Genomic DNA, 23,043 nt, shown 5'->3' with positions numbered 1-23,043 from the left:
CGCGAGGACCGCCAGCCCCTGCCCGGCACCAGACTGCGTTATCACCTGTCGCTTAACTGACTGACATTACCGCTGTGCTGGCCTTTTTTATGGGAAAGATGCTGATTTGCGAGGCGTCTTCCGTCAGCCGATGAGCAGCGCTTCCAGCTCACCCAGCGATTTGACCTGCCAGGTGGGCTTAATATGTTCCGGCAGCGGCCGGGTGCCATGATCGAGCCAGCAGGTTTTAATGCCGGCATTCATGCCGCCCAGAATGTCTGACTCTGGCGTATCACCCACCATCAGCACCCGCTCACGATCCGGGTTGCCCATCAGATTCAGTGCGTAATCAAAAATCTCTGGCGCCGGTTTTGGCTGGCCGACCTGCTCGGAGATTACCAGCGCCGAGAAGTAATCGCGAAAACCGGTGCGCTCCAGGCGCGTCTGCTGCAGCGCAGTAAAGCCGTTGGTGATGATGCCCATTTTCACCCGGCCATGCAGCTGGTTCATCAGGCTGACCGCGCCCGGCAGCGGCGTACAGATCTCTCCCATTGCGCTGAGAAAGCCGCTGTTGAGGATCTCCGGCGCAACGCTGAGCTTTTCGCTCCAGTGGTTGAAACGCTGAGTCTGCAGCTGTAACGCGGAGATAGCACCGTTCTGATAATCGACCCACAGCGGCTTGTTTATCGCCTGATAATCGCTGTAATCCTGGTCGGTGAACTGCACGTCATAACCGGCGAACAGGCGCTGCAAACCGGCATAGGCGTCGAAATGAAAAAGGGTATCGTCGGCATCAAACAGGATGCAATCCCAGTTATCAATCATTAAAGCTCCTTAACACCGCTACGGCGTCAGTGCCATGAGAATGGCATCTTCACGGCCGCTGGCGGTGGGATAATAGTTGTGGCGACGACTGACCTGATTGAATCCAAGCTGCTCATAGAGCGCGATAGCGGGCAGGTTCGAAGCCCGCACTTCCAGCCACAGCGTCAGCACGTCGCGTTTGATCAATTCATCGATCAGATGCTGCAACAGCTGGCGGCCCAATCCCCGGCGCTGAAAAGCGGGATCGACCGCGATGTTAAACAGCGAGGCTTCGTCCAGTACCACCTGCGTAATCGCAAAGGCGGCCATTTTGCCGTCAACGTCGAGACGTAAATTGATAAAGCGCTCGCCCTGATTGCTGGCAAACGTCTTTTCACTCCAGGGAAACGCGTGACTACGACACTCAATGGCGAAGGCCTGCGCCAGATCGTCAGGGGTGAGTAAAGAGATGGCTGTCATGGTTACACATCTGTTGCCAGAGCGCGCGTTTGGCGACGCCGCTGCTGATCAGTTCATTGAAAGAGGCGCTGGTTAATGCCACGCCATTGAAAGTCTGTTCGCTCTCTACGCCGAGCAGCCAGCCCGCGCAGTTCAGCGTTTCCGGCAGCATTTGCAGCTGATCCGGTGTCACGGTCATTACCTGAGCGGGTTGCAGATTGAGGGCATGCAGCACATCGCGCATCAGCGGTTCATGCAAACCGGGGGGCGCGTCAGCGACAATAATTAACTGCGTGTCCGGTGCCAGCGTGACGGCAATTTCGCCCTGAAGCACGCGCGGGCGGCGCAGTTGGTACTGCGTAATCCCCATTTGCTGTAAAAGCCAGTCGCGCCTGGACGTCATGGTGTTACCTGTTCTGCTGCCTGAATGCGACGCTATGCTAGCAAACCCATCGAACATGCGCCAACAAACCACTATAATCCCCGCTCAGATCTTACAGGAGCCCTACATGTCTGCTTTTACCCCGGCCAGCGAAGTCATTCTGCGCCACAGTGATGAATTTACCGCCCGCCATGTTTTATTTGCTGGCGATCTGCAGGATGACCTGCCCGCTCAGCTGGAAACCGCCTCATCGCGCGTTCACACCCAGCAATATCATCACTGGCAAAACCTGAGCCGCCGTATGGGCGAGCAGGCGCGTTACGGAATGGTTGCGCAGGCCGAAGATGTGCAGGGCTGCGATACCCTTGTCTACTTCTGGACCAAAAATAAGCCGGAAGTGCAGTTCCAGCTGCAGAACCTGCTGTCGCTGCTGCCGGTGGGCTGCGACGTATTCGTGGTCGGTGAAAACCGCAGCGGCGTGCGCAGCGCCGAAGGCATGATGGAGTCGTGGGTGAAGCTTGAGAAGATCGACAGCGCGCGTCGCTGTGGTCTCTACCACGGTCGCCTCGACAAACAGCCTGAATTCGATGCCAGCACCTTTGGTCACCAGTATCAGCTTGATGGTCTGACGATTCATACCCTGCCTGGCGTCTTCAGCCGTGACGGTCTGGATAGCGGCAGCGCACTGCTGCTGTCGACCTTTACCCCGCACACCAAAGGTAAAGTGCTGGATATGGGCTGTGGCGCGGGCGTGATTGCCGCCTCGCTGCCTGCCCGTTCGCCTAAAGTGCGTCTGTGGCTGTGTGACGTGCACGCAGCGGCGATTGAAGCGAGTAAAGCGACGCTGGCCGCCAATGGCATCGAGGGCGAAGTCTTCGCCAGCAACGTCTTCTCTGACGTAACCGGTCGTTTCGACATGATTATCTCTAATCCGCCCTTCCATGAAGGCACTCAGACCAGCCTCGACGCCGCACAGGCGCTCATTCGTGGTGCGGTGAAGCACCTGAATACCGGCGGCGAGCTGCGTATCGTTGCCAACACCTTCCTGCCCTACCCGCAGGCGCTGGATGAAGCCTTCGGCAGTCACGAAGTCATCGCGCAAACCGGCCGCTTCAAAGTTTACCGTGCCGTCTATGGTCGCGGTGCCAAAACGCGCTAAGGGTTTTTCCTGCCGTTAACTGCTTTGCCGGGCTGAAAACGTTGCTTTTTACAGCGATCGTTTCAGCCCGACGAAATAGTTGTTGACGCAAAGAGTAAAATCTCTAGAATGCGCCTCCGTGGTTGTAACATTCTCAAGGTGTTACGGGTATGCGAAGGTGGCGGAATTGGTAGACGCGCTAGCTTCAGGTGTTAGTGTCCTAACGGACGTGAGGGTTCAAGTCCCTCTCTTCGCACCAAAATCACAAGTTTCATATCGCGAGCACTGCGCGAAGGTGGCGGAATTGGTAGACGCGCTAGCTTCAGGTGTTAGTGTCTTAACGGACGTGAGGGTTCAAGTCCCTCTCTTCGCACCATTGCGGTGATATGAACAGACAACTCGATGCGAAGGTGGCGGAATTGGTAGACGCGCTAGCTTCAGGTGTTAGTGTCTTAACGGACGTGAGGGTTCAAGTCCCTCTCTTCGCACCAACGTTGTCATCTTCAGGCCTTTCCCGCTCATCTCTTCTTTTCCCCTGCGGTTTCGCTTTATCCCCTGCTCGTTTTACCTTTTCCAGTTGTTCTGTTTTCCGGTCGCTTTACCTTTTCCAGCCGCTTTACCCTGTACGCCTGTTTTACCCACTCCGCTTATGTTAATTCAGATGAAAATTCACAGAGACAGCCGCCAGTCCGCCCGCTAACGCCAGACAGGATGGCAGCAGCAGATAGTGACGCAGCCGCTGGTTAAACAGCATCACGACAGTCAGCAGCAGCGCAACCGTCATCACCATCCGCCACTGGCTGAAGCTCGGTTCCCATAAGGCGAACAGCGGCAGCGCAATGCACGGCAGCAACACGCCCCACGCACTATCCAGCTTTTTACCCAGTGCCCAACTGACTCCCCACAGGCCGCAGGCCGCGATAATCGCTATCCCCATGACACAAACCTCAAATGATAAGCATTCCCATTATCATATGACAGTTTTGCCTGCACTGCAGCCTGTTTTTGTCACGCCCGGCAACGAAGATGACAGACCAGTTGGAAAATGCTAGATTGCGGCCGATAACACCTTTAATAACAGCAACAGCAATAATTTGCTCATTGTCTGGCAGAACCTGATTTTGCCGGCGTGCGCTTTGGTATTTCAGGGTCGTCACGAGTACTTATAATGAAATTACAATCCTATGAAGAGCTGAAGCAGAGTAAATACCGGCTTTCAGTGATGCTTTTCCTGTTTCTGAATATCGCCGTTTCGCTATTTCATCTGCTGCCAATAATGAGCAGTGAGAAAAGTGAGACGACCCTGCCGGTAATTAGTGTCGCGGCCTTTAGCGGCATTATGTTAATTTCCCTTTTAATATGGCCTAAAGTAAAACTTCCTCTGTTAAATCCTGTGGCGCTGCTGCTGGGAATGCTCTGGGCCTGGCATATTAATTATCGCTTTCATCAGGTGTTCTATTTTGATGGTGGCTTTCTTATTATCAGTTTGATCAGTGTGTTATTTATCAGTGCCATCGCCCTGAGCGATTATCTGGGGGCTTTTTGTCTGCATGTCACGCCACCGGTGCTCACCGTATTGCTGCTCGACAATGCACAGCACCTGCCGCTGATCCTGCTGACCATTACGCTGCCGCTGATTGGTTTCTCACTACAGCATCTGATGCGCCGCCGTGCCGACAACTTTACTCTGCGCCTGATGCATCAGCTCTACGAAGAGAAAGAGACATTCAGCGACCTCAGCATGCTCGACCCGCTGACCGGGCTTTATAACCGTCGTGGTCTTAAGAACCGGCTGGATAATATTCTGGAAAACCATGCTGGCAGCCACTATGTACTGCTGCTGGATATCGATCACTTTAAGTCTTATAACGACAATTACGGGCATGCGATGGGCGATCAGGCGCTGGCGCGGGTCTCTGTCGCGATTCGTGATGCGGTGCGTTCACGCGATGTTGTTACCCGCTATGGCGGCGAAGAGTTTCTGGTATTGATGACCAATGTGAACGGCTCCATCGCCATGAAACTGGCAGAGCGAATCCGTCAGTACGTGCTGGATTTAGAAATTCCTCATCTTTTCAATGAAACCGTTTCAACCCATGTCACCATCAGTGCCGGCATCGCGCCTATTTATGATAATGAATTTGACCTGGCGGTCGCCAATGCTGACAGCGCATTATATGTGGCTAAAAATCAGGGCCGGAATACCATTCTCGCCTGGGAAGATTTACCCCGAAAACAGCATCACGCCGCCAGTGAACATGCATAATTAAACGTAACGCTATCGGTAATCACTGAGGCTTTGACTCAATATGCCCGGCTCTCTGCTGCTCTGCCCGATCGGATAACTGACCTTAACCCCACCGTTGTCCCACCCGCAACGACGATTTTTTACACGACTTGTAGAGTTAATCAATAACGATTATCATTTGCTTTCTTATCTACACTTTTCGCGAGTCGTCATGGCAACCGTTTCAGCTCAGGAACAGCGTTTTAACGCTCAGTCGATGATCTTCCGGCAGAATGACCGTCCACTGGCGGAAAGTCTGCATGAACGGCTGCAACAACAGCGCAGCTATCTGCTTGAATCGACGAAGCTCAGCCAGCCTGCTCCGCGCGACACGCTGACCCTCGCCGCCTGGTCACAATCAGAGTCCTTTACCCCAATTATCCAGCGCTACAGCGATTATCTCTATCGCGATCATCCTGATGCAGTTCGTGAAGCGAAACCGGTGCTGTCACTCTGGGCGCAATGGTATTTTGGCCTGCTGCTGCCAACACTGACCATGGCGTTATTGCAGGAGTCACGTGCACTGGACTGCTCGCCAGAGCATATCCGCGTCGGTTTTCATGAGAATGGTCATCCGGCCACTTTCTGGATCGATGTGCAGGAGGATGAAGAAGCGCGCTACCTTAACCCTCAGCAGCGTATCGATCGGCTGATTCAGCAGCATCTGATTCCGGTGGTCAATGGTATTACGCAGCATGGTGATATCAACGCCCGACTCATCTGGAACAATATGGGCTACTCATTCCAGTGGTTCCTGGGTGAGCTGAAAAGCCAGATCGATGAGTCGCTGGTGCTGCAACTGGAGCAGGCGCTGTTCTTCAACCAGCGGCTGCTGGATGGCAGCGAAAATCCGCTCTACCGCACCATGATCCCACGTAATGGTGAACTGGTCCGTCGCAGCTGCTGCCAGCGTTATCGCATTCCCGATGTCGAACAATGCGGCAACTGCACCCTGAGCGGCAGCTAAACAGACTTAATTACGCTGAATTCTCCGTTTATCTCGTTTACAGGCACTGAGGCTTGTGGCAATTTTTACGCCTTCGATCAGCCTGGAGATAAAGATGAGCCTGGAGTCCGTGCGCCAGTTCTTCGCCGAACACGCCCCTGAAATTGAAATTATTGAACTGGCCGAAAGCACTGCGACGGTCGGGATGGCTGCCCGCGCCCATGGCGTGACGCCAGGAGAGATTGCCAAGACCCTGTCACTGAAAGTAAAAAACGACGTGGTGCTGATTGTGACACGAGGCGATGCCCGGCTGGATAATCGCAAGCTGAAAGCGGCGCTGGGGGCGAAAGCACGAATGCTGAGCGTGGACGAGGTGATTAACTGGACCGGCCACCCGGTGGGCGGCGTCTGTCCTTTCGGTCTTGAGAATCCGCTGACCGTTTACTGTGATGTCTCACTTCGCAGTTTCGAGGAAGTCCTGCCCGCCGCCGGCGCTATCCACAGCGCCGTCCGCATTACCCCACAGCTGATGGCTGAACTGACTAACGCCCGCTGGATCGACGTGTGCGAAGCGATGTAATGCCGGGTATCAGCTCACACAAGCCCTGCACCTTCTGCCCGCGCCCTGATGCTGCTGATAAACTGACGGATAACGTCAGCGTTTGATGGCCACAGCGCCCTTCTGGAAACCGATCCGCCGCAGCCAGCAAGCGGGCGAGTTAATCGCCCACGACATCAGGATTTCAGGCGCTTAAATGCCTGTTCAATAATCGACAACAGCAGCTTGTTATCGACACGATGCAGCACATGCACCGATGCGCCGCACTGCTCAGGCACACCGACAGTGAGCCGAAGGGGCTGACGATAACGCCAGCTTTTGCCGCGCGTCGCACCGGGACGCAGTTCTATATCTACCCGGTAATCGATGCCTGACGCGACCCGCTGATTCAGCAACCAGGCGACCACCAGCGCATCGTGAATCCAGCATCCCGCCAGTTGCCGGGTCGCCATCGAATAGTCGATCCACGGACGCAGCGTGTCGCGCACAAATTCGGTCAGCGGATGATCGACGGCGGTAAGGCGGGTCAAATCCTGCTGGGTCAGCAGCGTCTGCGTGGTGACATCCATCGGAACCAGCGTTACTGCTGCACCACTGTGCAGCACCTGATGTGCCGCTTCCGGATCCAGGCCAAAATTGGTGTCTTTGATATAATCATCCAGCGTAAACACGCCGCCCATGATGACAATTTCCGCCACAGCGTCGGCCATAGCGGGATAGCGCTGCATTGCCAGCGCCACATTCGTCAGCGGACCAATCGCCACCAGGGTAATCTCGCCCGGATTGTCACAAATCAGTTTGCCGATAGCGTCAGCAGCATCAAACGCATCCGCCGCGACATCCGCTGGCTGACGCACGCCCTGCCACATCTCACCCAGCGCAAGCTGATTGACCCGGTTATCCAGCGTCTCGCGCCACGGAGCAGGATCTTCCTGTAGCGCCTGCGTCGCACCCTGGATTACCGGGATAGATAATCCCAGCCGCACGATCAGATCTTTGGCGACGCGCGCGCCGACTTCACATGGCGTGTTACCGGCCACGGTGGTGATCAATTCCAGCGACAGTGCAGGTGAAGCTAAGGCCAGCGCAATCGCCAGCCCATCATCGGTGTTGGCACCCGCGATACCGTTGCCGGGATCGCAGTCAATAATAATTCTTTTCATATTTTTATAGGCTAACTCTGGCTTTGCGGCTTACAGCCGCAGGATTCACCGATTTCAAGGTAGTGTGGAAACTCCTTTAATTGCGCTTCGCTCTGTCCCTCTTTCAGCATATGAATCGCAGAGCGAGCCATCTCACGCAGTGGCTGGCGCACGGTCGTTAATGTCGGGACGTGAAACGACGAGTGATTGGTACCGTTAAAACAGACCAGCGCCACATCCTGCGGCACACGAATCTGATGTTCGGAAAAGGCGCGAAGCGCACCAATCGCCTGACCTTCGTTGCTGGTAAACAGCGCACGAGGCACACGACCCCGGGCGATCATGCTTTGTGCCGCAGCGTATCCGCCCTGTGGGGTGTAGCTGGCGGGAAACATCAGCGATTCATCAATCGGCAGACCGCGATCCTGCATGGCATCACGCCAGCCCTGAATACGATCCTGCGCGTTAAGCATATCGACCGGGCCGCTGATTATGCCGACCTGCTGATAACCGTGACTCAACAGATGTGCCGTCACCTGCCAGGCGGCCTGACGCTCATTGACCCGCAGCATGTTAACGCCCGGCTGAGGCTCAACCCGCTCCAGCATGACCAGTGGCGTACCGCTGGCTTTAATCAGGTCAATGTAAGGATGGCGATCGACGCTGTTGTAAAAGAGTCCATCGACCTGCCGATTCAGCAATCCCTGAATTAATTCCAGTTCGCGCTTACGGTCATCACCTGCATCACCCAGCAGCATGACGTGGCCGTGATTCATCGACTCCTGCAACAACACGTGCGCCATTGACGCCACAAAAGGATTGCCGATGTTGGGCACCACCAGTCCGAAGGTTTTGGTGTTACCGGAAGCAAGTGCGCGTGCTGCCGCATTTGGCCGGTAACCGGTCGCTTTAATCGCCTCCAGTACCCGCTGACGGGTCGCCTCGGCGACCGGACGAGGCCCGTTATTAATGACATAACTGACAACTGCCACTGAGGTGCCTGCCGCTTTCGCAACTTCACTTCGGGTCACTTTTCCCGTTAACGACTTAGGCACATCACGTTCCTCCATAAAAAAAACAGGCCGCTTTAAACGGCCTGCTGCTTTTGGCGCTATCCTGGCAGATGGCATCCTCAGGCAAAGCTAGATGGCATCTTCAGGCAGATTGAGATCCCGCCCTCGCGTTTCAGGCGCGACAAAGGTGGTAAAGAACCCAATTGCGGCCATCGCCGAGAAATAAACCGCAATCGGCCACCAGTGACCGGTATAAGAAAGCATAGCAGCGGCAATAAGTGGTGCGGTTCCGCCGGACAAAATGGAACCCAGTTCTTTAGCCACTGCCATTTTGGTGTAGCGATGATGAACGCCGAACATCTCCACGCCCCATGCCGCCTGCACACCAAAAATACCCAGCGACGCCAGCGCCATACCAACCACAATAACCGGGATCACCAGCATCGGTTCACGCGTGTCGAGCAGCGTAAAGGCGGGCCAGGCGTAGAACATCAGTAACAGACAGAACACGCGATAAACCACCCGCCGACCAAAGCGGTCAGAGAGCCAGCCTGCTAAAGGAATGATCAGGAAACCCAGCAACGACGCGAGGAACACCGCAGTGGTTGGTACGGACTTGTCGACCATCAGCACCTTCGCGACGTAACCGACGATGAAGCCCTGCGCCAGATAGGAGGGGCCATTTTCGCCGATACGCAGGCCAACCATGGTCCAGAAGGCACGGGTACGCTGGAAGAAAGGCCGCTGATCCACCACCGGAGCGGCCAGCACGCCTGCGCGTTCTGCTTCCATTTCCGCTTTTCTGCGCTCAAACACCGGCGTTTCGCGCAGATGACGTCGAATCCACAATGCAACCAGCGCAATCAGCGCACTGCTGAGGAACGGAATACGCCAGCCCCACTCCAGCAGGCTTTGCTGATCCATTTGTACCACCAGCAACCAGACCAGCGAAGCCAGCAGTGTGCCGCTGTTAGAACCCAGTGCGATCACGGAGGAGATCAGTCCGCGACGCTCTGTCGGCGCATATTCGCCCAGCATCACCGTCCCGCCCGATAACTCCGCGCCAGCGCCGAAACCCTGCGTAAAGCGCAGCAGAACCAGACAGGCAGGAGCCCAGACGCCAATAGAGGCATAGCTCGGGATTAAGCCGATAAACGTCGTGGAAGCGCCCATCAGAATGATGGTGGAGATCATCACCACCTTTCGGCCTTTGCGGTCGCCGAGCCAGCCGAAAAAGAGTGCGCCGATAGGCCGGGCAACAAAGCCGACTGACCAGGTAGCAAAGCTGGAGAGCAGTGCCATGGCAGGGGTTGATTCCGGAAAGAAGACGTCGCCAAAGATAATACCGGCCGCCAGGCCATAGAGCGCGAAATCCGCGTACTCCATTGCCGTTCCGAGCCAGCATGAGAAAGTGGCGCGCCAGAAATCTTTGCGGCCTGAAGGGGTGTTAAACCGCTCATCGGCGGCTGAAGTGGATGACAGTGATGCCTGCTGATTAACGGAGTTGTGTGCCGTCATAACCCTATCCCTGAATGAGTATGCAGATCGATAAACGCCCGTCCATGGGTCGATTCCCTGATAAAAGCGGAAATTCCCCGGTGACGACGTTCAGTTGACTAACCATGATGAAAGGTTAAAGGATTCCCTGGTGTTGGAATCTTGTTCTTCGCCCCATTTCGCCGGTGTATTTTTCACCGGTCGCTTAAACTGAGCGAATGTAACTTAACAATCGATGGGCCTACTGTGCATCGGGCACCGTGAGCAATCACTGGGGACCTAGTGTATCTACGCGCGTAGATAAATCAATAGATCCTGATGAAAATTATTAGTAAAACTTCACTATCACATCCCGTCATCACGCATTTTTAGCGCAAATTCAGCCAGTTAACCGCAACACATCGCCTGAAAAAAATCACCATCGACTATAAGTTACCATTTTCTCTTATGATTAAGCGTTATAAGACAGGCTAAAATCCTTTCATCGCGCTCTGTTGTCGCACACGCCTGTGACCATGAGATGACACGTGTATTTATTCTGAAAAATCGCTGTAAGCGCAGACAATACGTTACCCTGACAAAAAGGGCGGACAGAGATGCTATGAAAATTATCCTGATGCGACACGGTAAACCTGACCACCAGGCTGCGGGTCGCCAGAGCGTGCAGGCACTGGCAGACTGGTGCGAAGCCTACGATCTGTCACAGGTTAGTGACGGACCGCCGCCGCGCAGCATCGAAATTGCCCGTCAGGCTACGTTTATTGTCTGCAGTCCCCTGCCCCGCGCGCAATCCTCTCTGAGCCAGCTCGGTCTGCAGCCCCATGAGGTTGATGCCGTGTTCAGCGAAGTCGCCGTACCGCTGCTGCGAACCGGCGCGGTGCAGCTGCCTACCCTGTGCTGGCTGGCCCTGTTGCGGCTATTGTGGTTCTGCGGGTATGCGGGTGAAGCGGAGTCGCTGCAACATGCGCGCAGCCGCGCCTCGGCGGCGGCAGAGAAGCTGATCGAACACTCACAGCAAGGCACGGTGCTGCTGCTGGGCCACGGCATCATGAATAAGATGATTGCGCGCGAATTACGTAAACGCGGCTGGCAGGCGGAGAAGCACGCCAGCAGCCGCCACTGGAGTTCCGCGATCTATCATCGTCCGTTTATCTGACCGATCGGAAAATAACCCAGCACCTCACAGCCCGTTCCGACACGCGGCGTGGCAATCACTTTACGCTGCGCCAGATCGATCACGCTCAGCGTGCCATCATCCTGATTGGCAATCAGCAGCTGTTGCCTGTCTGGCGTAAAACAGCCATCCATCGGCATGTTACCTACCCGGATGTCGCCCAGCGGATTCAGCAGATCGTCAAACAGCGTCACCAGCGGTTCCTGATCCCCTATCGCCACCAGCTGCTCGCCATCGGCGCTGAAGCGTACCACCTGACAGGGCCGCTGATGACCCGGCAGCGTCAGGCGCTGGCGAATGCGGTGGCTTTGCCGATCGATCACATAGAGCAACGGTGCATCAGCGGCGCTGGCGACCAGATAGGGGTGTTTCGGAGAAGCAGCGATGCCAGCAATCGGCCCGGGCAGCAGGATGGTGTCGATGACCCGCCCCTCCGCTTCACAGAGATCCACCACGGTGATGGTCGCATCCTCTTCATTATCGGTGAACAGCTTGCGGCCGCTGGGTGACAGCGTCAGGCGATGCGCGTTATGAGAAGGAATTGGAATGATTTTTTCCACTTTGTCGCTCTGCGGATCGATCACCGCCACTGCGGCACTCTGTTCACAGCAGAGATAGACTTTGCCATCGCGGCCAAGCTGCCCGCTGTGGGGCGCCCGTAACGGCGACAGATCGATAAAGCCACTGATCTCCCGACGCTGTAAATCGATAATCGCCACTTTGTGACCCGGATGCGGGTTATTACCATGAACGCCATCGCCAAAAATGGGTACATAGGCTTTACCCCATGGGGCCAGCATCAGGAGTTCATGCGGCCGCGGTGGAAAAGCGTTCAGCTCCCGCTCGACCGCGAAGGTTTCCGGATTAAGAAACAGGACGCGATTACCCTGCTTATCAACTGCCAGTAACCCGTAAGATTCACTCTGCATGCGCGCTCCTTTCTCAGTAAGTTCTTCTTAAGCGTAGACAATCCTCTTCAGGCTGTCTGATTCCGGGGATTGATGAGCCGGGCTTACACCACCAGTTAAGTACAATAGCCACTGTTCCTGTGGCCCGGGCCGCAGGATAACGCGCATGCTCAGAAGAATATTCAGATATTCCTTAACGGCGTTTATTCCCGCATTTAAATAAATGATTAACAGTGACGACATTATTATTTTCATAACGTGACCGGATTATTTCCGTATTATCCTAAAGTCAAAAAAAGACATAGCTAATGTGTAAATAATGTTTTATTAAAAAGGTGCAGTGCAATTAAACAGCCGTGAGGAAACTATCGCGCGCTCCAGCACTGCGTCGCCACCAGGGAAAACTATTCATTAATTCCCGCACTCATCGGGATTGCAGCCAGTTTGCAATGTCGGCCGTTCCTGCCGCTGGCGGAACGGGCAGAGCCTGCACTATGACGGGAAAATAAAAATAACAGGTGTACCATGACTTCACATCGCCAACGTCCAGCGCATAAAATCTGGCGTAACTGGAAAAGAATATCGTTCAGTAGCCAGATGTTATGGAATAGAAAACAGCAGCGACTCTGTCGGGCTCCGGAATATGATCCGGGTCAGGAAGATAATGTTGTATTGATCGCGCAGCAGAAAGATCTGCCGGAGATTCCAAAAATCGTCTGGATGGTCTGGCATAACGATCATCTGCCTGCCTCAATGGCGCTGAATATCAGTAAAATCCGGCGGGACAACCCCGACCACCAGGTTTATCTGATTACGCAGCGCACCCTGTCGCAGTGGCTGCCCGATCTCAACTTTATCTCTTCCGATCTGACGCTGGCACATAAAAGTGAAATCATCCGGCTTGAGCTGATTCACCGTTATGGCGGCATCGGCATCGATTGCAGCACATTGCTGTTTGAGAATCTCGCCTGGGTGCATCGCGTTCACGAAGCGCGGTCAATGGATCTCATTGGTTACTATGGTGAGCAATCGACGCTGAACCTGCTTGCGCCGGTCACCGAGAGCTGGTTTCTTGCTGCCGCCCCGCAAAATCCCTTTATCCGCGAATGGCTGAAACAGCTGGCGCCGGTTAAAAACGTCGGCATCCGCAACTATTTCCATGAGCTGAAGAAGCGTGATGATTTTCCGCTGATTGTGCAGAATATGGAGAATCCGTCTCGTCAGCTCCTGTCGCTGGCGCAGCAGGTTGCAATGCGGGAATACCGGCGGGCGAATCTCTATCTGCGTAAAAGTGAAGCCAGCGCCTGGTTCTATCAGCGCCTGCATGCCGACAGCAGCAGCGCCTTTGCGCAGTCTGTGATGTTTCAGCAGCGGCCACAGACGCCGCCACCCATTATAAAATTAACCGGTAACGAGCGGCTACATCTCGACTTCAATCTGCGGCTTGGTTTATATAACCGCAGCAGCCTGATTGGCGAGATGATGCACACCACGCCGCCTGCGCTGGCATTGACATCAACGGTCAAAGCGCGCGCGTAACCAGTGCGTAAACGTGGTGACCGCACGTGGCACCTGCGCCGCCCAGGGTCGAACGATCCACAGGCGGGCGGCAAAGGCCTCAACAGGCTGCCACGCAGGCAGCACCTGCTGCAATGATCCCGCAGCCAGCGCCTCCCGGGCGCTGAAATCGGGCAGCATAGCGATCCCTAACCCCTGCAGGGCCGCATCGCGTATCGACTCGCTGTTGTTAGTGGCAAAGCTGCCCTGAATCCGTACCTGGACCTGTTCGCTATCCGCGGTGGTGGAAAACCGCCAGCGCGGTGATTCGACGCCGCGTGGGTAGTAAAGGCAGTTATGCTGCGCCAGATCCTGCGGCGTATGCGGTATCCCCTGTTCGTTGAGATAGGCGGGTGATGCCACCAGTAATGTCCGCGTGTCACACAGCGGCAGTGCCACGTGGGTTTCCGGCAGGGTATCGCTGTGTCGAATGGCCAGATCAAATCCCTCACTGCTCAGCGACACAATGCGGTCAGTCACATCCAGCTGCAGACGCACCTGCGGATAATCACGCAGAAACTCACCGATAATCGGCACCAGTTGCTGACGGGCAAACGCCACCGGTGCGGTAATGCGCACCAGGCCACGCACCGGCCCGGCGGTGTCCCGCACGCTGAAAAAACTCTGTTCGATGCGGGCAAAAGGCTCGCGTAGCTCCTCCACCAGCTTCTCACCGGCAGAGGTCAGCCGCACGCTGCGCGTAGTGCGTTGTACAAGCAACACACCGGCCATCTCCTCCAGCTCTTTGATTTTCTGACTCATCGCCGCCTTGCTGACGTCGAGCCGCTCTGCCGCGCGGGTAAAACTGCCCTGCTCTGCCAGTACGGTCAGCCAGTGCAGATGATCCCACAGCGTATCCGTTTTCATCTCTTTCATCACGATTGTTCACTATAGTGAATAATCATTTCAGGCTACGCGCTTTTTCCCGCCGGATAAAGGGGTCACCATAGGGTTCTTAATCACCGGGAGGAATCCGCTATGCCACTGCTGCAATTTGATGTTATCCAGGGTCGTTCAGAATCAGAGCTTCGTACACTGCTGGATGCGGCACACCGCGCCGTGCTCACGGCCTTTAAGGTGCCGGAACGCGATCGCTACCAGATTGTTCAGGAAAACAAGCGCTATCAGATGGTGTTTCAGGATACCGGACTGGGATTCAGCCGTAGCGATAATCTGGTGATGGTGCGGGTCTATACCAGCCCACGCAGCAGTGAACAGAAACAGCTGTTCATGGCCGAGCTGGCGCGTGAGCTGCGTGAACATTGTGGTGTGCAGGGCAACGATTTAATGATCAGCTTTATCACCAACGACAAAGGTGACTGGAGTTTTGCCGACGGCGAAGCACAATATCTCACCGGCAAACTCTGAAAATCGCCCTGACTTCTGCTCTGCTGACGGTGCGCGCCAGCCACCGTCACGCCTGATAACCTCACTTCTGAAATGACAATAAACCAATCTGCTCTTCACCGCACAAATCGGGCCGGATATGTTGCAGCCGGATTACAGCCAATATAGATTGTCGAAAAACCATCCCCCGAAGGTGGCCGGTTGCGTGAAGCCTCGCGTAGCCCTGAAGAGAGGATTTGCCGTTGTCCGAATTGGTGTCCGTCGCGTTGTTTCTGGCCGCTATTGCAATCTATTCCTGTAAAGCCGGGCGTAACAAATTCTGGTTTATTGTCGTTCTTATTCTGCTGGTGCTTTTCGTTGTGCTGAACGCCACCCTCTATGCCAGCAACTATTTTACCGGTGACGGCATCAACGATGCGGTGCTCTATACGCTGACCAACAGTCTGACCGGCGCGGGTGTCAGTAAATATGTGGTGCCGGCGATTGGGCTGATCATCGTGCTGTTTCTGCTGTTCTGCCTGCTGTCATGGATTCTGCGGCGGCGTAAGCGTCCGCATCACATGGGCTGGTCGCTGCTGGCTGCCGCCTGCGCACTCGGCTCGGTGCAGACCACCCCGGCCTTTCGCCAGGTCGCGACCCTGATTGTGTCGCATACCCAACTGGCAGATTCTGACTTCGACAACTTCTATAAAGTGCCGCGTAATCGCATTGAACAGCCGCACCTCAACGTAGTTTACATCTATGGTGAAAGCTTAGAGCGCACCTATTTTGACCCTATCGCCTTTCCCGGCTTAGCGCCGGAACTGAGCCGGCAGAAAGAGCAGAGCATCGACTTCAGCGAAACCGAACAGCTGCCAGGTACCGATTACACCATTGCGGGCATGGTCGCCTCACAGTGTGGCATTCCGCTGTTTGCCCCATTTGATGGCAATGCGTCAGCGTCGCTCTCCAGTTTCTATCCACAGAACGTCTGTCTGGGCGACATCCTGAAAAACTCCGGCTACGAGAACTGGTTTATTCAGGGTGCCGATCTGCGTTTCGCCGGGAAAGATATCTTCCTGAAATCACACGGTTTTGATCCCGCGAACCTTTATGGTTCGCAGGAGCTGAAAAGTCGCGTCGCCGATCCCACCTACCGTAATAACTGGGGTTATTACGACGATACGGTAATGGATGAGGTGTTTGAGAAGTATCAGGAACTCTCTCAGGCCGGTAAACCTTTTGCGTTGTTTACGCTGACCGTCGACACCCATCATCCTGACGGATTTATCTCACGCAGCTGCGATCGCAGGAGCTACAGCATTGAGGGCAAACCGAATCAGTCATTCAGTGCGGTCGCCTGCTCGCAGGAGCATGTGGCGCACCTGATTGCGCGCATTAAAGCGTCGCCGTGGTTCAAAAACACCGTGATTGTGGTGAGCTCGGATCATCTGGCGATGAACAACACTGCGCATCCGTGGCTGGTCAAACAGCCTCGTCGCAATCTTTTCATGGTGATCCGTGGTGACAAGCCGCAGGCGGAATTGATGGAGGCGAAGCGCAGCACGCTGGATAACGGCGCCACGCTGCTCGATATTCTCGGCGGCGATAACGCGATTGGCCTGGGCCGCAGCAGCCTCTCATCGCTTTCACTCTCCACCCAGTTCGACGATATGAAGAGTAAGGTGACGAGCTGGAAACCCGATATTATCCAGCTGTGGAACTTCCCGAAGAAGATAGACAACTTTACGGTGGATCAGGCGAAGAATATCTTCAGCTTCTCGGGGACCACCTTCAAATTGCCGATTCTGTTCCGCATCAGTGATAAGCATGTCGAGCCGATGCCGGAGGGGGAATATTCGGCACCGCTGCGCTATCAGCTGGCGGATTTCGCCTCAGCCGATAAATTCCTCTGGGTGGATCGCTGTTTTAAAATGGCGCGACTCTGGCAGCCTTCGCTGGCACTCTCCGGCGATCTCTGTGTGGCGATGGGACAGCTCGGCGGCACGCCGACGGTGACGCATGTCGACAAACCGCAGTGGAAAGGCAAAGTCCGTTTCCCGGAGGGCGCTATCAGCAATGCGCGTTACCAGCAGAACCTTGCGCAGATCCGTATTGAAGATAACAACATTCGCTACAGCGCCGATAGCTTCCGGCTTGATGTGCCTGGTGCGCCGGAGAGTGTTAAAAGCTTCAGCGGCATCTCACGGCCAGAGAGCTGGGGACGCTGGTCTAACGCTAATCTCGCGCCCGAGGTTCATATCGACTATATCGATGCGCTGCCCGCGAAGTTCGATCTGGTGATCACCGCGCGTGCGTATGGCCCCAATGCGCACCGGGCGATTCCGGTTCGGGTCGGCGATCAGCAGCAACTGCTGTCGCTGAGTGAAGAGATATCGACACATACCCTGCATTTTGATAACCCAGGCGCCAGCCATCGTCTGGTGATTGCACCACCTGAACCGCAGCTGAGTAACACCGGCAATATCACCGGTCAGGATCCGCGCAAACTGGGCATCGGCATGGTTGAAATTAAAATCGTGCCACAGCCCTAACGCCCGCTTTTTCTCTTTCCGACTCTGCGGATTTCCGCAGAGTCGCCTCATCCTGCCATCAGCTAAATGTTGCGAGACAGCCCGCACTCTGTTGCACGTTACTTGTTGTACTAATTGATATTTTTCGGCGAGACGCGCAAAATGTAACCGGCTTAGTGGCGATACGTCTTTTGCCTGTCATGATGCCGTTATCGCTGAAGTGCCCAGGGAGGTGTCGTGATGACAAGCACAATGATGAGTACCCACAAAGCTTTTAAAGCGCTGTAACAGGCAGGGATCGACGATCAGCAAGCGGAGGCGATGGTGGAGGTGTTTACTGATATGCAGCAGAGGCAGCCAGGCGGACAGGTTGGAAAGCAACTCGGTCAGATTCAGACCAAAGCCAACCATATAGGCATTCGGCTCGGCCAGCTTACGACCAAAGTCGATCAGATAGATGGGCAGCTTGGTCAGCTCACAACAAAAGTACATCAGATAGATGAGCGGCTTGGCCATGTTGAAAGAAAAACAGACAAACTGGCCATCCGTTTTAATCAGTTAGAAGCCAAGGTGGATAAGCTGGATGTCGCTCTCAGTGAAATGAATTTCCGATTAACTTCGGCTGTGGACAGTCTCAGAAATGACGTTGTTACCCTGACCACCGATATGCGCTGGATCAAACGGTTATCTATTCTCATGACCACCACCCTGCTGGCGGCGGTCCTGAAAGATATTGTAATGTGATCCCGTTATCGCCCGGTCAGGGTCTGTCGCGCAGCGCCTCCAGCTTTTCGCGCTGCTGACCGTCGGCGGTAAAGTTCTCCTCCGCCAGCCAGCGCTGCAGGCCCTTTTTCACCTGCGGCCATTCGCTATCGATAAGCGAGAACCAGCTGGTGTCACGTGAACGCCCTTTGTAGATGATCGCCTGACGAAAATCGCCTTCATAACGAAAACCAAGACGTGCCGCTGCCTTACGGGAAGGGGCGTTACAGCTATCGCATTTCCATTCATAACGGCGATAACCCAGCGTCTCAAAGGCGTAACGCATCAGCAGGAAATGCGCCTCCGTTGCCATGCGGGTCTGTTTCAGCCGGGTCGAAAACATGACGTGCCCGACTTCCATCACGCCATGTTCAGGCTGGATGCGCATTAACGACAGGCTGCCTACTGCCTGGTCGGTGGCGAGATCGATCACGGCAAAATGCAGCGGATCGCGGCTCACTTCAAGCTGTGCAGCATACGCCTGCCATGCCTGCCGTTCGGTAAAGGGACCGGCAGGCAGGTAAGTCCAGTCACGCCCATCTTCAGCCAGTGCCCATGCCTCAAACAGTGCCTCAGCATGACGCGCCACACTGAACGGCTCCAGCCGACAAACTTCGCCAGTAAAAACCTGATGCTGAGGCAGAGGCCGGGGCTGCCAGTCTGGCATTGGCTCACCGACCGGCTGTCCGTACTGATTGGTATGTTGTGACATGTTATCTCCTGGCTGCAGATTATCTCTGCAGATTGCCACGATCATAATTGATTAAAAAGGACCAAAACTGGAGAAAATGATAGACCCATTGCCTGCGAACGCATCAGCCAGGCGATATACCGGTTACCGGGCTGGCGGGGTTAACCCTCTTATTTCCCACTGATGAGGCTGGCCGGTGCGGCAATGGACTGGCGAATCATCAGACGGGCATCAAAGCGCGGCATCGGTCCGACGGCTTCGCCGCGTATCTCCGCGATCAAGCGTCGCGCCGCTTCACGGCCCATCTCATACACCGGTTGCGCTACTACCGTCAGCGGTGGCGTGACAATCTCACTCCACGGAAAATTGTCATACATCACGAATGAGAGATCGACAGGGATTCGCAGTCCGCGCTGCGTCACTTCGCGCAGCAGCCACATCGCGACTACGCTGTCAGAAGCCACCAGCGCAGTGGGCGGCTGCGGACGCTGCCACAGCTCGGCCACGATACGGGCAATCTCCGCTTCGTCCAGCGCATTCACTTTCACCATCGTCGGATCAAATTCCACGCCCGCGGCAGCAAATGCCTGCATCATGCCGCCCACGCGCTGGGCGACCGGCGTCAGGCCAAAATCGCCTGGCGTGCTGTAGTCGGTTGCCAGTGCCATGCTGGTGATATAGGCGATGTGGCGATGGCCCGCTTCCAGTAACTGCGAGGTTGCTTCTGCAGCGACTTCGGTAAATTCGCAGCAGATCGCCTCCACATCAAGATCATTAACTGCGCGATCAAATAATTTCAGCGCTCTGCCCTCTTCCAGTACCTGGGTCAGGTGACTGTTGTGATGGTGTTCTGAACAGCAGGGCGCAACGATAATGCCGTCGACCCGCTTTTCCAGCATCACCCGTACCGCATCCTGCTCAGCCTGCAGCTTCTCATCGCTGTTACTGAGCAGCAGATGGTAACCGGCAGTGCGCGCCACATCCGCCATGCCGCGCAGCGCAAGACCGAAATGGGGATTTTCGATGTCGCCGACAATCACACCAATGGTATTGGAACGTCCGGTATTCATACTGCGGGCCAGGGCATTCAGACGGTAGCCCAGCGAGGAGGCCGCGCTGTTGACCCGCTCCTGCACCTCATCACTGACTGCCCCATAACCACCCAGCGCACGCGCCGCCTGGGCTTTGGATACTTTTGCTGCGCGCGCCACATCCGCCACGGTGGGCGCTTTAGATTGTCGTTTCTGGCTGGTCATAATTATTTTGAATCACAGGTTGATGACAGGAATATTGACGCCGAAAAAAGGGTGTGCTTAAACTCATTGTAACCCCTTGAGACCGGTCTCACAACACCAGCGTCTTAAGGTGCCACCTGTGTTGAGACCGGTCTCAATAATAATCGCTGGCTCAACAGTCTCTGATGTTTAAACCTGCAAAACGGATGAGCTATGAAATCGCAAACCACCCTGGGCAAACTGCTCGGCACCACGCTCGCACTCTGTTCACTGTCGTTCTGTACGCTGGCTGCCAGCGATAACAATCCCTATGGGCTGATCGAACCGGGTCAGCTACGCATCGCCAGCGTCGGCGACTCAAAACCTTACACCTTCACGGATGCCAGCGGTCAGTTCACCGGCTTTGACGTCGAATTCTTCAAAGATGTCGCCCATCGTATCGGGATCGATAAGGTCGATTTTATTGGACAGGACTTCTCGGCCATCATGCCGGCGGTGGCCAACGGTCAGTATGACGCGGCGGTAGCGGCTATCGGCATCACCCCTGCGCGTGAAAAGACGGTGGATTTTTCAACCGGCTATCTGGCGGGATTTCTCACCGTTCTGACCCGTCACGACAGCGGGGTGAAGAATGTCGCCAGCCTGGCAAAACACCGACTCGGGGTGGTTCAGGGTACGCTGCAGGAGAGCTATGCCGTCGAACACTTCACCCAGACCGATCTCGTGCGCTTCCCGGATAACAACAGCGCAGTCTCTGCGCTCAACAACGGTACGCTCGACGCGATCTTCCTCGACTACGAGGCGGCAAAAAGCTACGCCGACCGCTTTAAGCTGGTCTCTGCCGCCGACATCCCCTCGTTTGATGCACCGGCCGGCATTGCCATTGCCAAAGGCAAACCCGCCTTCAAGGCCGCGCTGGACAGCGCCATTAAAGCAGCCATGCAGGATGGCACCTGGCAACGGCTCTATCAGAAGTGGTTCCCCGGGTCGCCGATGCCAAAACAGTATCTGCCTGGCGGGCAGTAAAGATGCGGACGTTCGCGTCCTGAGTTAACCGGGGGATCCCCCACCCTGCATGGAGACGGCGATGGACTTGCTCACGATTCTTTCCCGCACCTTCTTTGATTTTCCATCAATGATGGAAGTACTGCCGCAGATGCTGACCACCGGGCTGGTCAACACAGTGATTATCTCGCTGGCGGCAACGCTGCTCGGCACGCTATTCGGACTTCTGCTGGCGCTGATGGGCATCTCGCCCTCACGCTGGCTGCGTCTGCCTGCCCGGCTCTATACCGATCTGTTCCGCGGTCTGCCATCGATTCTGACCATTCTGCTGATTGGTCAGGGCCTGGCGCGCTTCAGCTATCAGCTGTTCGGTCCTACGCCCTATCCGCTGGGGATCTTCGCCCTCAGCCTGATCGCCAGCGCCTACATGGGCGAGATTTTCCGCGCCGGTATTCAGAGTGTTGAACGCGGCCAGATGGAAGCCTGCCGTGCGCTGGGGATGAGTTATGGCCGGGCAATGCGACTGGTGGTGATCCCGCAGGGGATCCGCCGCGTATTGCCCGCCATCGTTAACCAGTTCATCGCCATCATTAAAGATTCCTCGCTGGTTTACCTGCTGGGCCTGATGACCCAGCAACGGGAACTGTTTCGCGTGGGCCAGGATGCGGCGGTGCTCACCGGCAACCTCTCGCCCCTGATGCTGGCAGGGCTGTTCTATCTGATTATCACTGTGCCGCTGACGCACATGGTCAACTATGTCGATGTGCGTTATCGCACCGGCCGACGTCGCCTGACTGCCCCGCAAAGTGGCTTAAAAGAGGTGGAGGAAGTCAGAGCGCCCGGCGGCGCACTGGTCACTCATCCCCGGATCGGAGGCAACCATGAATAATCTGAACAGCACCACAGCCGCGAGCTGGCACGGTGCCAGCCTGGAGCTGCGCGATCTGACTCTGGCTTACGGCCCGATTGAGGTGTTGCGTAACGTCTCGCTGCGGGTCGCGCCCGGCAGCACCACCTGCATTATCGGGCCATCCGGTTCGGGTAAGTCGACGCTGCTGCGCGGCATCAACCGGCTGCATGAACCGCAATCGGGAGATGTACTTCTGGCTGATCGGTCAGTGTTGCGCGACAAACCAGATGCGCTGCGGTTACGGATCGGCATGGTATTTCAGCATTTCAATCTCTTCCCCGATCACAGCGCACTGGAGAACGTGGCGCTGGCACCGTGGCGGGTTAAAGGCCTGCCCAAAGCGCAGGCGATGGCGATTGCGCGTCAGCGGCTGGAAGAAGTGGGTCTGGGTCAGCGCGCCGATCACCGGCCACGCGATCTCTCCGGCGGCCAGCAGCAGCGTGTCGCGATTGCCCGCGCGCTGGCGATGGATCCCGAGGTCATGCTGTTTGATGAGGCGACCTCCGCGCTCGATCCCGAACTGGTGAAAGGTGTCCTGACGCTGATGGCGGATCTCTGTCGTCGCGGCATGACGATGGTTGTGGTGACACATGAAATGGGCTTTGCGCGCAAAGTGGCGGATCAGGTGGTGTTTATGGACGAAGGCGAGATTGTTGAAGCCGGGCCGCCGGGCGCCATTTTTGATACGCCACAGTCGCCGCGACTGCAACGTTTTCTCTCTGAAGTGCTGTAACT

General features: G+C 55.6%; 23 protein-coding genes and 3 tRNA genes. 15 read left to right on the top strand and 11 right to left on the bottom strand.

Annotated elements, in window-relative coordinates; all coding sequences use genetic code 11:
• Positions 1-123 precede the first annotated feature (123 nt).
• From yjjG to EPG66_RS22370, 3 genes are read right to left on the bottom strand one after another with little or no spacing between them, the layout of a single operon-like run.
• Positions 124-804: a pyrimidine 5'-nucleotidase gene (gene yjjG, locus EPG66_RS22380; RefSeq protein WP_010671712.1), complete on the bottom strand. Its 681-nt coding sequence runs from the start codon at positions 802-804 to the stop codon at positions 124-126.
• 18 nt (positions 805-822) lie between these two features.
• A complete protein-coding gene (gene rimI, locus EPG66_RS22375) occupies positions 823-1,263 on the bottom strand; it encodes a ribosomal protein S18-alanine N-acetyltransferase (RefSeq protein WP_039386409.1) in 441 nt (146 codons plus the stop codon).
• Positions 1,235-1,645 carry a DNA polymerase III subunit psi gene (locus EPG66_RS22370; protein ID WP_022625367.1) on the bottom strand — a complete coding sequence of 137 codons (411 nt, stop codon included), beginning with the start codon at positions 1,643-1,645 and terminating at the stop codon, positions 1,235-1,237. Before EPG66_RS22370 ends, rimI begins: the two co-directional genes overlap by 29 nt.
• Before the next feature lie 106 nt (positions 1,646-1,751).
• On the opposite strand from EPG66_RS22370, the gene rsmC reads away from it, so the two are divergent.
• The 4 genes from rsmC to EPG66_RS22350 all read left to right on the top strand — a co-directional run bounded on the left by rsmC (position 1,752) and on the right by EPG66_RS22350 (position 3,253).
• Positions 1,752-2,783 carry a 16S rRNA (guanine(1207)-N(2))-methyltransferase RsmC gene (gene rsmC, locus EPG66_RS22365; protein ID WP_010253598.1) on the top strand — a complete coding sequence of 344 codons (1,032 nt, stop codon included), beginning with the start codon at positions 1,752-1,754 and terminating at the stop codon, positions 2,781-2,783.
• 151 nt (positions 2,784-2,934) lie between these two features.
• Positions 2,935-3,021, top strand: a tRNA-Leu gene (locus EPG66_RS22360).
• Positions 3,022-3,051: 30 nt separating this feature from the next.
• A tRNA-Leu gene (locus EPG66_RS22355) sits at positions 3,052-3,138 on the top strand.
• A gap of 28 nt (positions 3,139-3,166) precedes the next feature.
• Positions 3,167-3,253 (top strand) — tRNA-Leu (locus EPG66_RS22350).
• Between the two features lie 161 nt (positions 3,254-3,414).
• Here the strand turns inward: EPG66_RS22350 and EPG66_RS22345 are convergent.
• Positions 3,415-3,699 (bottom strand): DUF1435 domain-containing protein, encoded by a 285-nt coding sequence (locus EPG66_RS22345; protein WP_010251467.1) that lies wholly within the window; start codon positions 3,697-3,699, stop codon positions 3,415-3,417.
• A 231-nt stretch (positions 3,700-3,930) separates the two neighbouring features.
• Between EPG66_RS22345 and EPG66_RS22340 the strand changes: the two genes are divergently transcribed.
• The 3 genes from EPG66_RS22340 (at position 3,931) to EPG66_RS22330 (ending at position 6,575) form a co-directional block, all read left to right on the top strand.
• On the top strand, positions 3,931-5,028 hold the full coding sequence (locus EPG66_RS22340; RefSeq protein WP_031593282.1) for a GGDEF domain-containing protein: 1,098 nt from the start codon (positions 3,931-3,933) through the stop codon (positions 5,026-5,028).
• 193 nt (positions 5,029-5,221) lie between these two features.
• The gene (fhuF, locus tag EPG66_RS22335; protein WP_031593281.1) at positions 5,222-6,016 is read left to right on the top strand and encodes a siderophore-iron reductase FhuF; all 795 of its coding nucleotides are present in this window, start codon (positions 5,222-5,224) and stop codon (positions 6,014-6,016) included.
• 94 nt (positions 6,017-6,110) lie between these two features.
• Positions 6,111-6,575, top strand: a complete 465-nt coding sequence (locus tag EPG66_RS22330) for a YbaK/EbsC family protein (RefSeq protein ID WP_010251476.1) — start codon at positions 6,111-6,113, stop codon at positions 6,573-6,575.
• 155 nt (positions 6,576-6,730) lie between these two features.
• On the opposite strand, the gene EPG66_RS22325 is transcribed toward EPG66_RS22330, so the two are convergent.
• The 3 genes from EPG66_RS22325 to EPG66_RS22315 form a co-directional block, all read right to left on the bottom strand.
• Positions 6,731-7,717: a nucleoside hydrolase gene (locus tag EPG66_RS22325; RefSeq protein WP_069025793.1), complete on the bottom strand. Its 987-nt coding sequence runs from the start codon at positions 7,715-7,717 to the stop codon at positions 6,731-6,733.
• Between the two features lie 11 nt (positions 7,718-7,728).
• Positions 7,729-8,751: a LacI family DNA-binding transcriptional regulator gene (locus EPG66_RS22320; protein ID WP_031593278.1), complete on the bottom strand. Its 1,023-nt coding sequence runs from the start codon at positions 8,749-8,751 to the stop codon at positions 7,729-7,731.
• A gap of 87 nt (positions 8,752-8,838) precedes the next feature.
• Positions 8,839-10,227, bottom strand: a complete 1,389-nt coding sequence (locus EPG66_RS22315) for an MFS transporter (RefSeq protein WP_031593277.1) — start codon at positions 10,225-10,227, stop codon at positions 8,839-8,841.
• A gap of 580 nt (positions 10,228-10,807) precedes the next feature.
• Here EPG66_RS22315 and EPG66_RS22310 point away from each other — a divergent pair.
• A complete protein-coding gene (locus tag EPG66_RS22310; protein ID WP_033770933.1) occupies positions 10,808-11,362 on the top strand; it encodes a histidine phosphatase family protein in 555 nt (184 codons plus the stop codon).
• On the opposite strand, the gene EPG66_RS22305 is transcribed toward EPG66_RS22310, so the two are convergent.
• Complete coding sequence (locus EPG66_RS22305; protein WP_031593275.1) at positions 11,344-12,309, bottom strand: beta-propeller fold lactonase family protein; 966 nt, start codon at positions 12,307-12,309, stop codon at positions 11,344-11,346. The two genes, EPG66_RS22310 and EPG66_RS22305, sit on opposite strands and share 19 nt — an antisense overlap.
• A 504-nt stretch (positions 12,310-12,813) precedes the next feature.
• Between EPG66_RS22305 and EPG66_RS22300 the strand changes: the two genes are divergently transcribed.
• On the top strand, positions 12,814-13,827 hold the full coding sequence (locus EPG66_RS22300; protein ID WP_064704579.1) for a glycosyltransferase family 32 protein: 1,014 nt from the start codon (positions 12,814-12,816) through the stop codon (positions 13,825-13,827).
• Here EPG66_RS22300 and EPG66_RS22295 read toward each other — a convergent pair.
• Complete coding sequence (locus EPG66_RS22295) at positions 13,804-14,721, bottom strand: LysR family transcriptional regulator (protein WP_064704578.1); 918 nt, start codon at positions 14,719-14,721, stop codon at positions 13,804-13,806. The two genes, EPG66_RS22300 and EPG66_RS22295, sit on opposite strands and share 24 nt — an antisense overlap.
• 102 nt (positions 14,722-14,823) lie before the next feature.
• On the opposite strand from EPG66_RS22295, the gene EPG66_RS22290 reads away from it, so the two are divergent.
• From EPG66_RS22290 to EPG66_RS22280, 3 genes are all read left to right on the top strand, one after another.
• Positions 14,824-15,213 carry a tautomerase family protein gene (locus tag EPG66_RS22290; RefSeq protein ID WP_010251498.1) on the top strand — a complete coding sequence of 130 codons (390 nt, stop codon included), beginning with the start codon at positions 14,824-14,826 and terminating at the stop codon, positions 15,211-15,213.
• A gap of 221 nt (positions 15,214-15,434) precedes the next feature.
• Positions 15,435-17,726: a phosphatidylglycerol--membrane-oligosaccharide glycerophosphotransferase gene (opgB, locus tag EPG66_RS22285; RefSeq protein WP_182688151.1), complete on the top strand. Its 2,292-nt coding sequence runs from the start codon at positions 15,435-15,437 to the stop codon at positions 17,724-17,726.
• A gap of 300 nt (positions 17,727-18,026) precedes the next feature.
• Positions 18,027-18,449: a hypothetical protein gene (locus EPG66_RS22280; RefSeq protein WP_182688149.1), complete on the top strand. Its 423-nt coding sequence runs from the start codon at positions 18,027-18,029 to the stop codon at positions 18,447-18,449.
• Between the two features lie 16 nt (positions 18,450-18,465).
• Here the strand turns inward: EPG66_RS22280 and EPG66_RS22275 are convergent, their stop codons facing one another.
• Positions 18,466-19,179 carry a GNAT family N-acetyltransferase gene (locus tag EPG66_RS22275; RefSeq protein WP_182688147.1) on the bottom strand — a complete coding sequence of 238 codons (714 nt, stop codon included), beginning with the start codon at positions 19,177-19,179 and terminating at the stop codon, positions 18,466-18,468.
• Positions 19,180-19,328: 149 nt separating this feature from the next.
• A complete protein-coding gene (locus EPG66_RS22270; protein ID WP_182688145.1) occupies positions 19,329-20,414 on the bottom strand; it encodes a LacI family DNA-binding transcriptional regulator in 1,086 nt (361 codons plus the stop codon).
• Positions 20,415-20,606: 192 nt separating this feature from the next.
• On the opposite strand from EPG66_RS22270, the gene EPG66_RS22265 reads away from it, so the two are divergent.
• The 3 genes from EPG66_RS22265 to EPG66_RS22255 all read left to right on the top strand — a co-directional run bounded on the left by EPG66_RS22265 (position 20,607) and on the right by EPG66_RS22255 (position 23,041).
• Entirely contained in the window at positions 20,607-21,419 is an 813-nt protein-coding gene (locus EPG66_RS22265; RefSeq protein ID WP_031593265.1) for an ABC transporter substrate-binding protein, read from the top strand.
• Positions 21,420-21,480: 61 nt separating this feature from the next.
• Positions 21,481-22,287 carry an amino acid ABC transporter permease gene (locus tag EPG66_RS22260; protein ID WP_010671730.1) on the top strand — a complete coding sequence of 269 codons (807 nt, stop codon included), beginning with the start codon at positions 21,481-21,483 and terminating at the stop codon, positions 22,285-22,287.
• Positions 22,280-23,041, top strand: a complete 762-nt coding sequence (locus tag EPG66_RS22255; protein WP_010671731.1) for an amino acid ABC transporter ATP-binding protein — start codon at positions 22,280-22,282, stop codon at positions 23,039-23,041. Before EPG66_RS22260 ends, EPG66_RS22255 begins: the two co-directional genes overlap by 8 nt.
• The last annotated feature ends 2 nt before the right edge of the window (positions 23,042-23,043 follow it).

Origin of the sequence: Pantoea pleuroti (genome assembly GCF_014156615.1) — a bacterium.
In the GTDB taxonomy this organism is placed as follows: domain Bacteria; phylum Pseudomonadota; class Gammaproteobacteria; order Enterobacterales; family Enterobacteriaceae; genus Pantoea; species Pantoea agglomerans.
Note: the sequence above shows the minus strand (reverse complement) of the source record. Positions and strands in the feature narration are given on the sequence as shown.

What these genes read in the sequence shown, in the direction of transcription:
- yjjG (WP_010671712.1), bottom strand. Translation starts at nt 804, where the DNA reads ATGATTGATAACTGGGATTGCATCCTGTTTGATGCCGACGATACCCTT.
- rimI (WP_039386409.1), bottom strand. Translation starts at nt 1,263, where the DNA reads ATGACAGCCATCTCTTTACTCACCCCTGACGATCTGGCGCAGGCCTTC.
- EPG66_RS22370 (WP_022625367.1), bottom strand. Translation starts at nt 1,645, where the DNA reads ATGACGTCCAGGCGCGACTGGCTTTTACAGCAAATGGGGATTACGCAG.
- rsmC (WP_010253598.1), top strand. Translation starts at nt 1,752, where the DNA reads ATGTCTGCTTTTACCCCGGCCAGCGAAGTCATTCTGCGCCACAGTGAT.
- EPG66_RS22345 (WP_010251467.1), bottom strand. Translation starts at nt 3,699, where the DNA reads ATGGGGATAGCGATTATCGCGGCCTGCGGCCTGTGGGGAGTCAGTTGG.
- EPG66_RS22340 (WP_031593282.1), top strand. Translation starts at nt 3,931, where the DNA reads ATGAAATTACAATCCTATGAAGAGCTGAAGCAGAGTAAATACCGGCTT.
- fhuF (WP_031593281.1), top strand. Translation starts at nt 5,222, where the DNA reads ATGGCAACCGTTTCAGCTCAGGAACAGCGTTTTAACGCTCAGTCGATG.
- EPG66_RS22330 (WP_010251476.1), top strand. Translation starts at nt 6,111, where the DNA reads ATGAGCCTGGAGTCCGTGCGCCAGTTCTTCGCCGAACACGCCCCTGAA.
- EPG66_RS22325 (WP_069025793.1), bottom strand. Translation starts at nt 7,717, where the DNA reads ATGAAAAGAATTATTATTGACTGCGATCCCGGCAACGGTATCGCGGGT.
- EPG66_RS22315 (WP_031593277.1), bottom strand. Translation starts at nt 10,227, where the DNA reads ATGACGGCACACAACTCCGTTAATCAGCAGGCATCACTGTCATCCACT.
- EPG66_RS22310 (WP_033770933.1), top strand. Translation starts at nt 10,808, where the DNA reads ATGAAAATTATCCTGATGCGACACGGTAAACCTGACCACCAGGCTGCG.
- EPG66_RS22305 (WP_031593275.1), bottom strand. Translation starts at nt 12,309, where the DNA reads ATGCAGAGTGAATCTTACGGGTTACTGGCAGTTGATAAGCAGGGTAAT.
- EPG66_RS22300 (WP_064704579.1), top strand. Translation starts at nt 12,814, where the DNA reads ATGACTTCACATCGCCAACGTCCAGCGCATAAAATCTGGCGTAACTGG.
- EPG66_RS22295 (WP_064704578.1), bottom strand. Translation starts at nt 14,721, where the DNA reads ATGAAAGAGATGAAAACGGATACGCTGTGGGATCATCTGCACTGGCTG.
- EPG66_RS22290 (WP_010251498.1), top strand. Translation starts at nt 14,824, where the DNA reads ATGCCACTGCTGCAATTTGATGTTATCCAGGGTCGTTCAGAATCAGAG.
- EPG66_RS22280 (WP_182688149.1), top strand. Translation starts at nt 18,027, where the DNA reads ATGGTGGAGGTGTTTACTGATATGCAGCAGAGGCAGCCAGGCGGACAG.
- EPG66_RS22275 (WP_182688147.1), bottom strand. Translation starts at nt 19,179, where the DNA reads ATGTCACAACATACCAATCAGTACGGACAGCCGGTCGGTGAGCCAATG.
- EPG66_RS22270 (WP_182688145.1), bottom strand. Translation starts at nt 20,414, where the DNA reads ATGACCAGCCAGAAACGACAATCTAAAGCGCCCACCGTGGCGGATGTG.
- EPG66_RS22265 (WP_031593265.1), top strand. Translation starts at nt 20,607, where the DNA reads ATGAAATCGCAAACCACCCTGGGCAAACTGCTCGGCACCACGCTCGCA.
- EPG66_RS22260 (WP_010671730.1), top strand. Translation starts at nt 21,481, where the DNA reads ATGGACTTGCTCACGATTCTTTCCCGCACCTTCTTTGATTTTCCATCA.
- EPG66_RS22255 (WP_010671731.1), top strand. Translation starts at nt 22,280, where the DNA reads ATGAATAATCTGAACAGCACCACAGCCGCGAGCTGGCACGGTGCCAGC.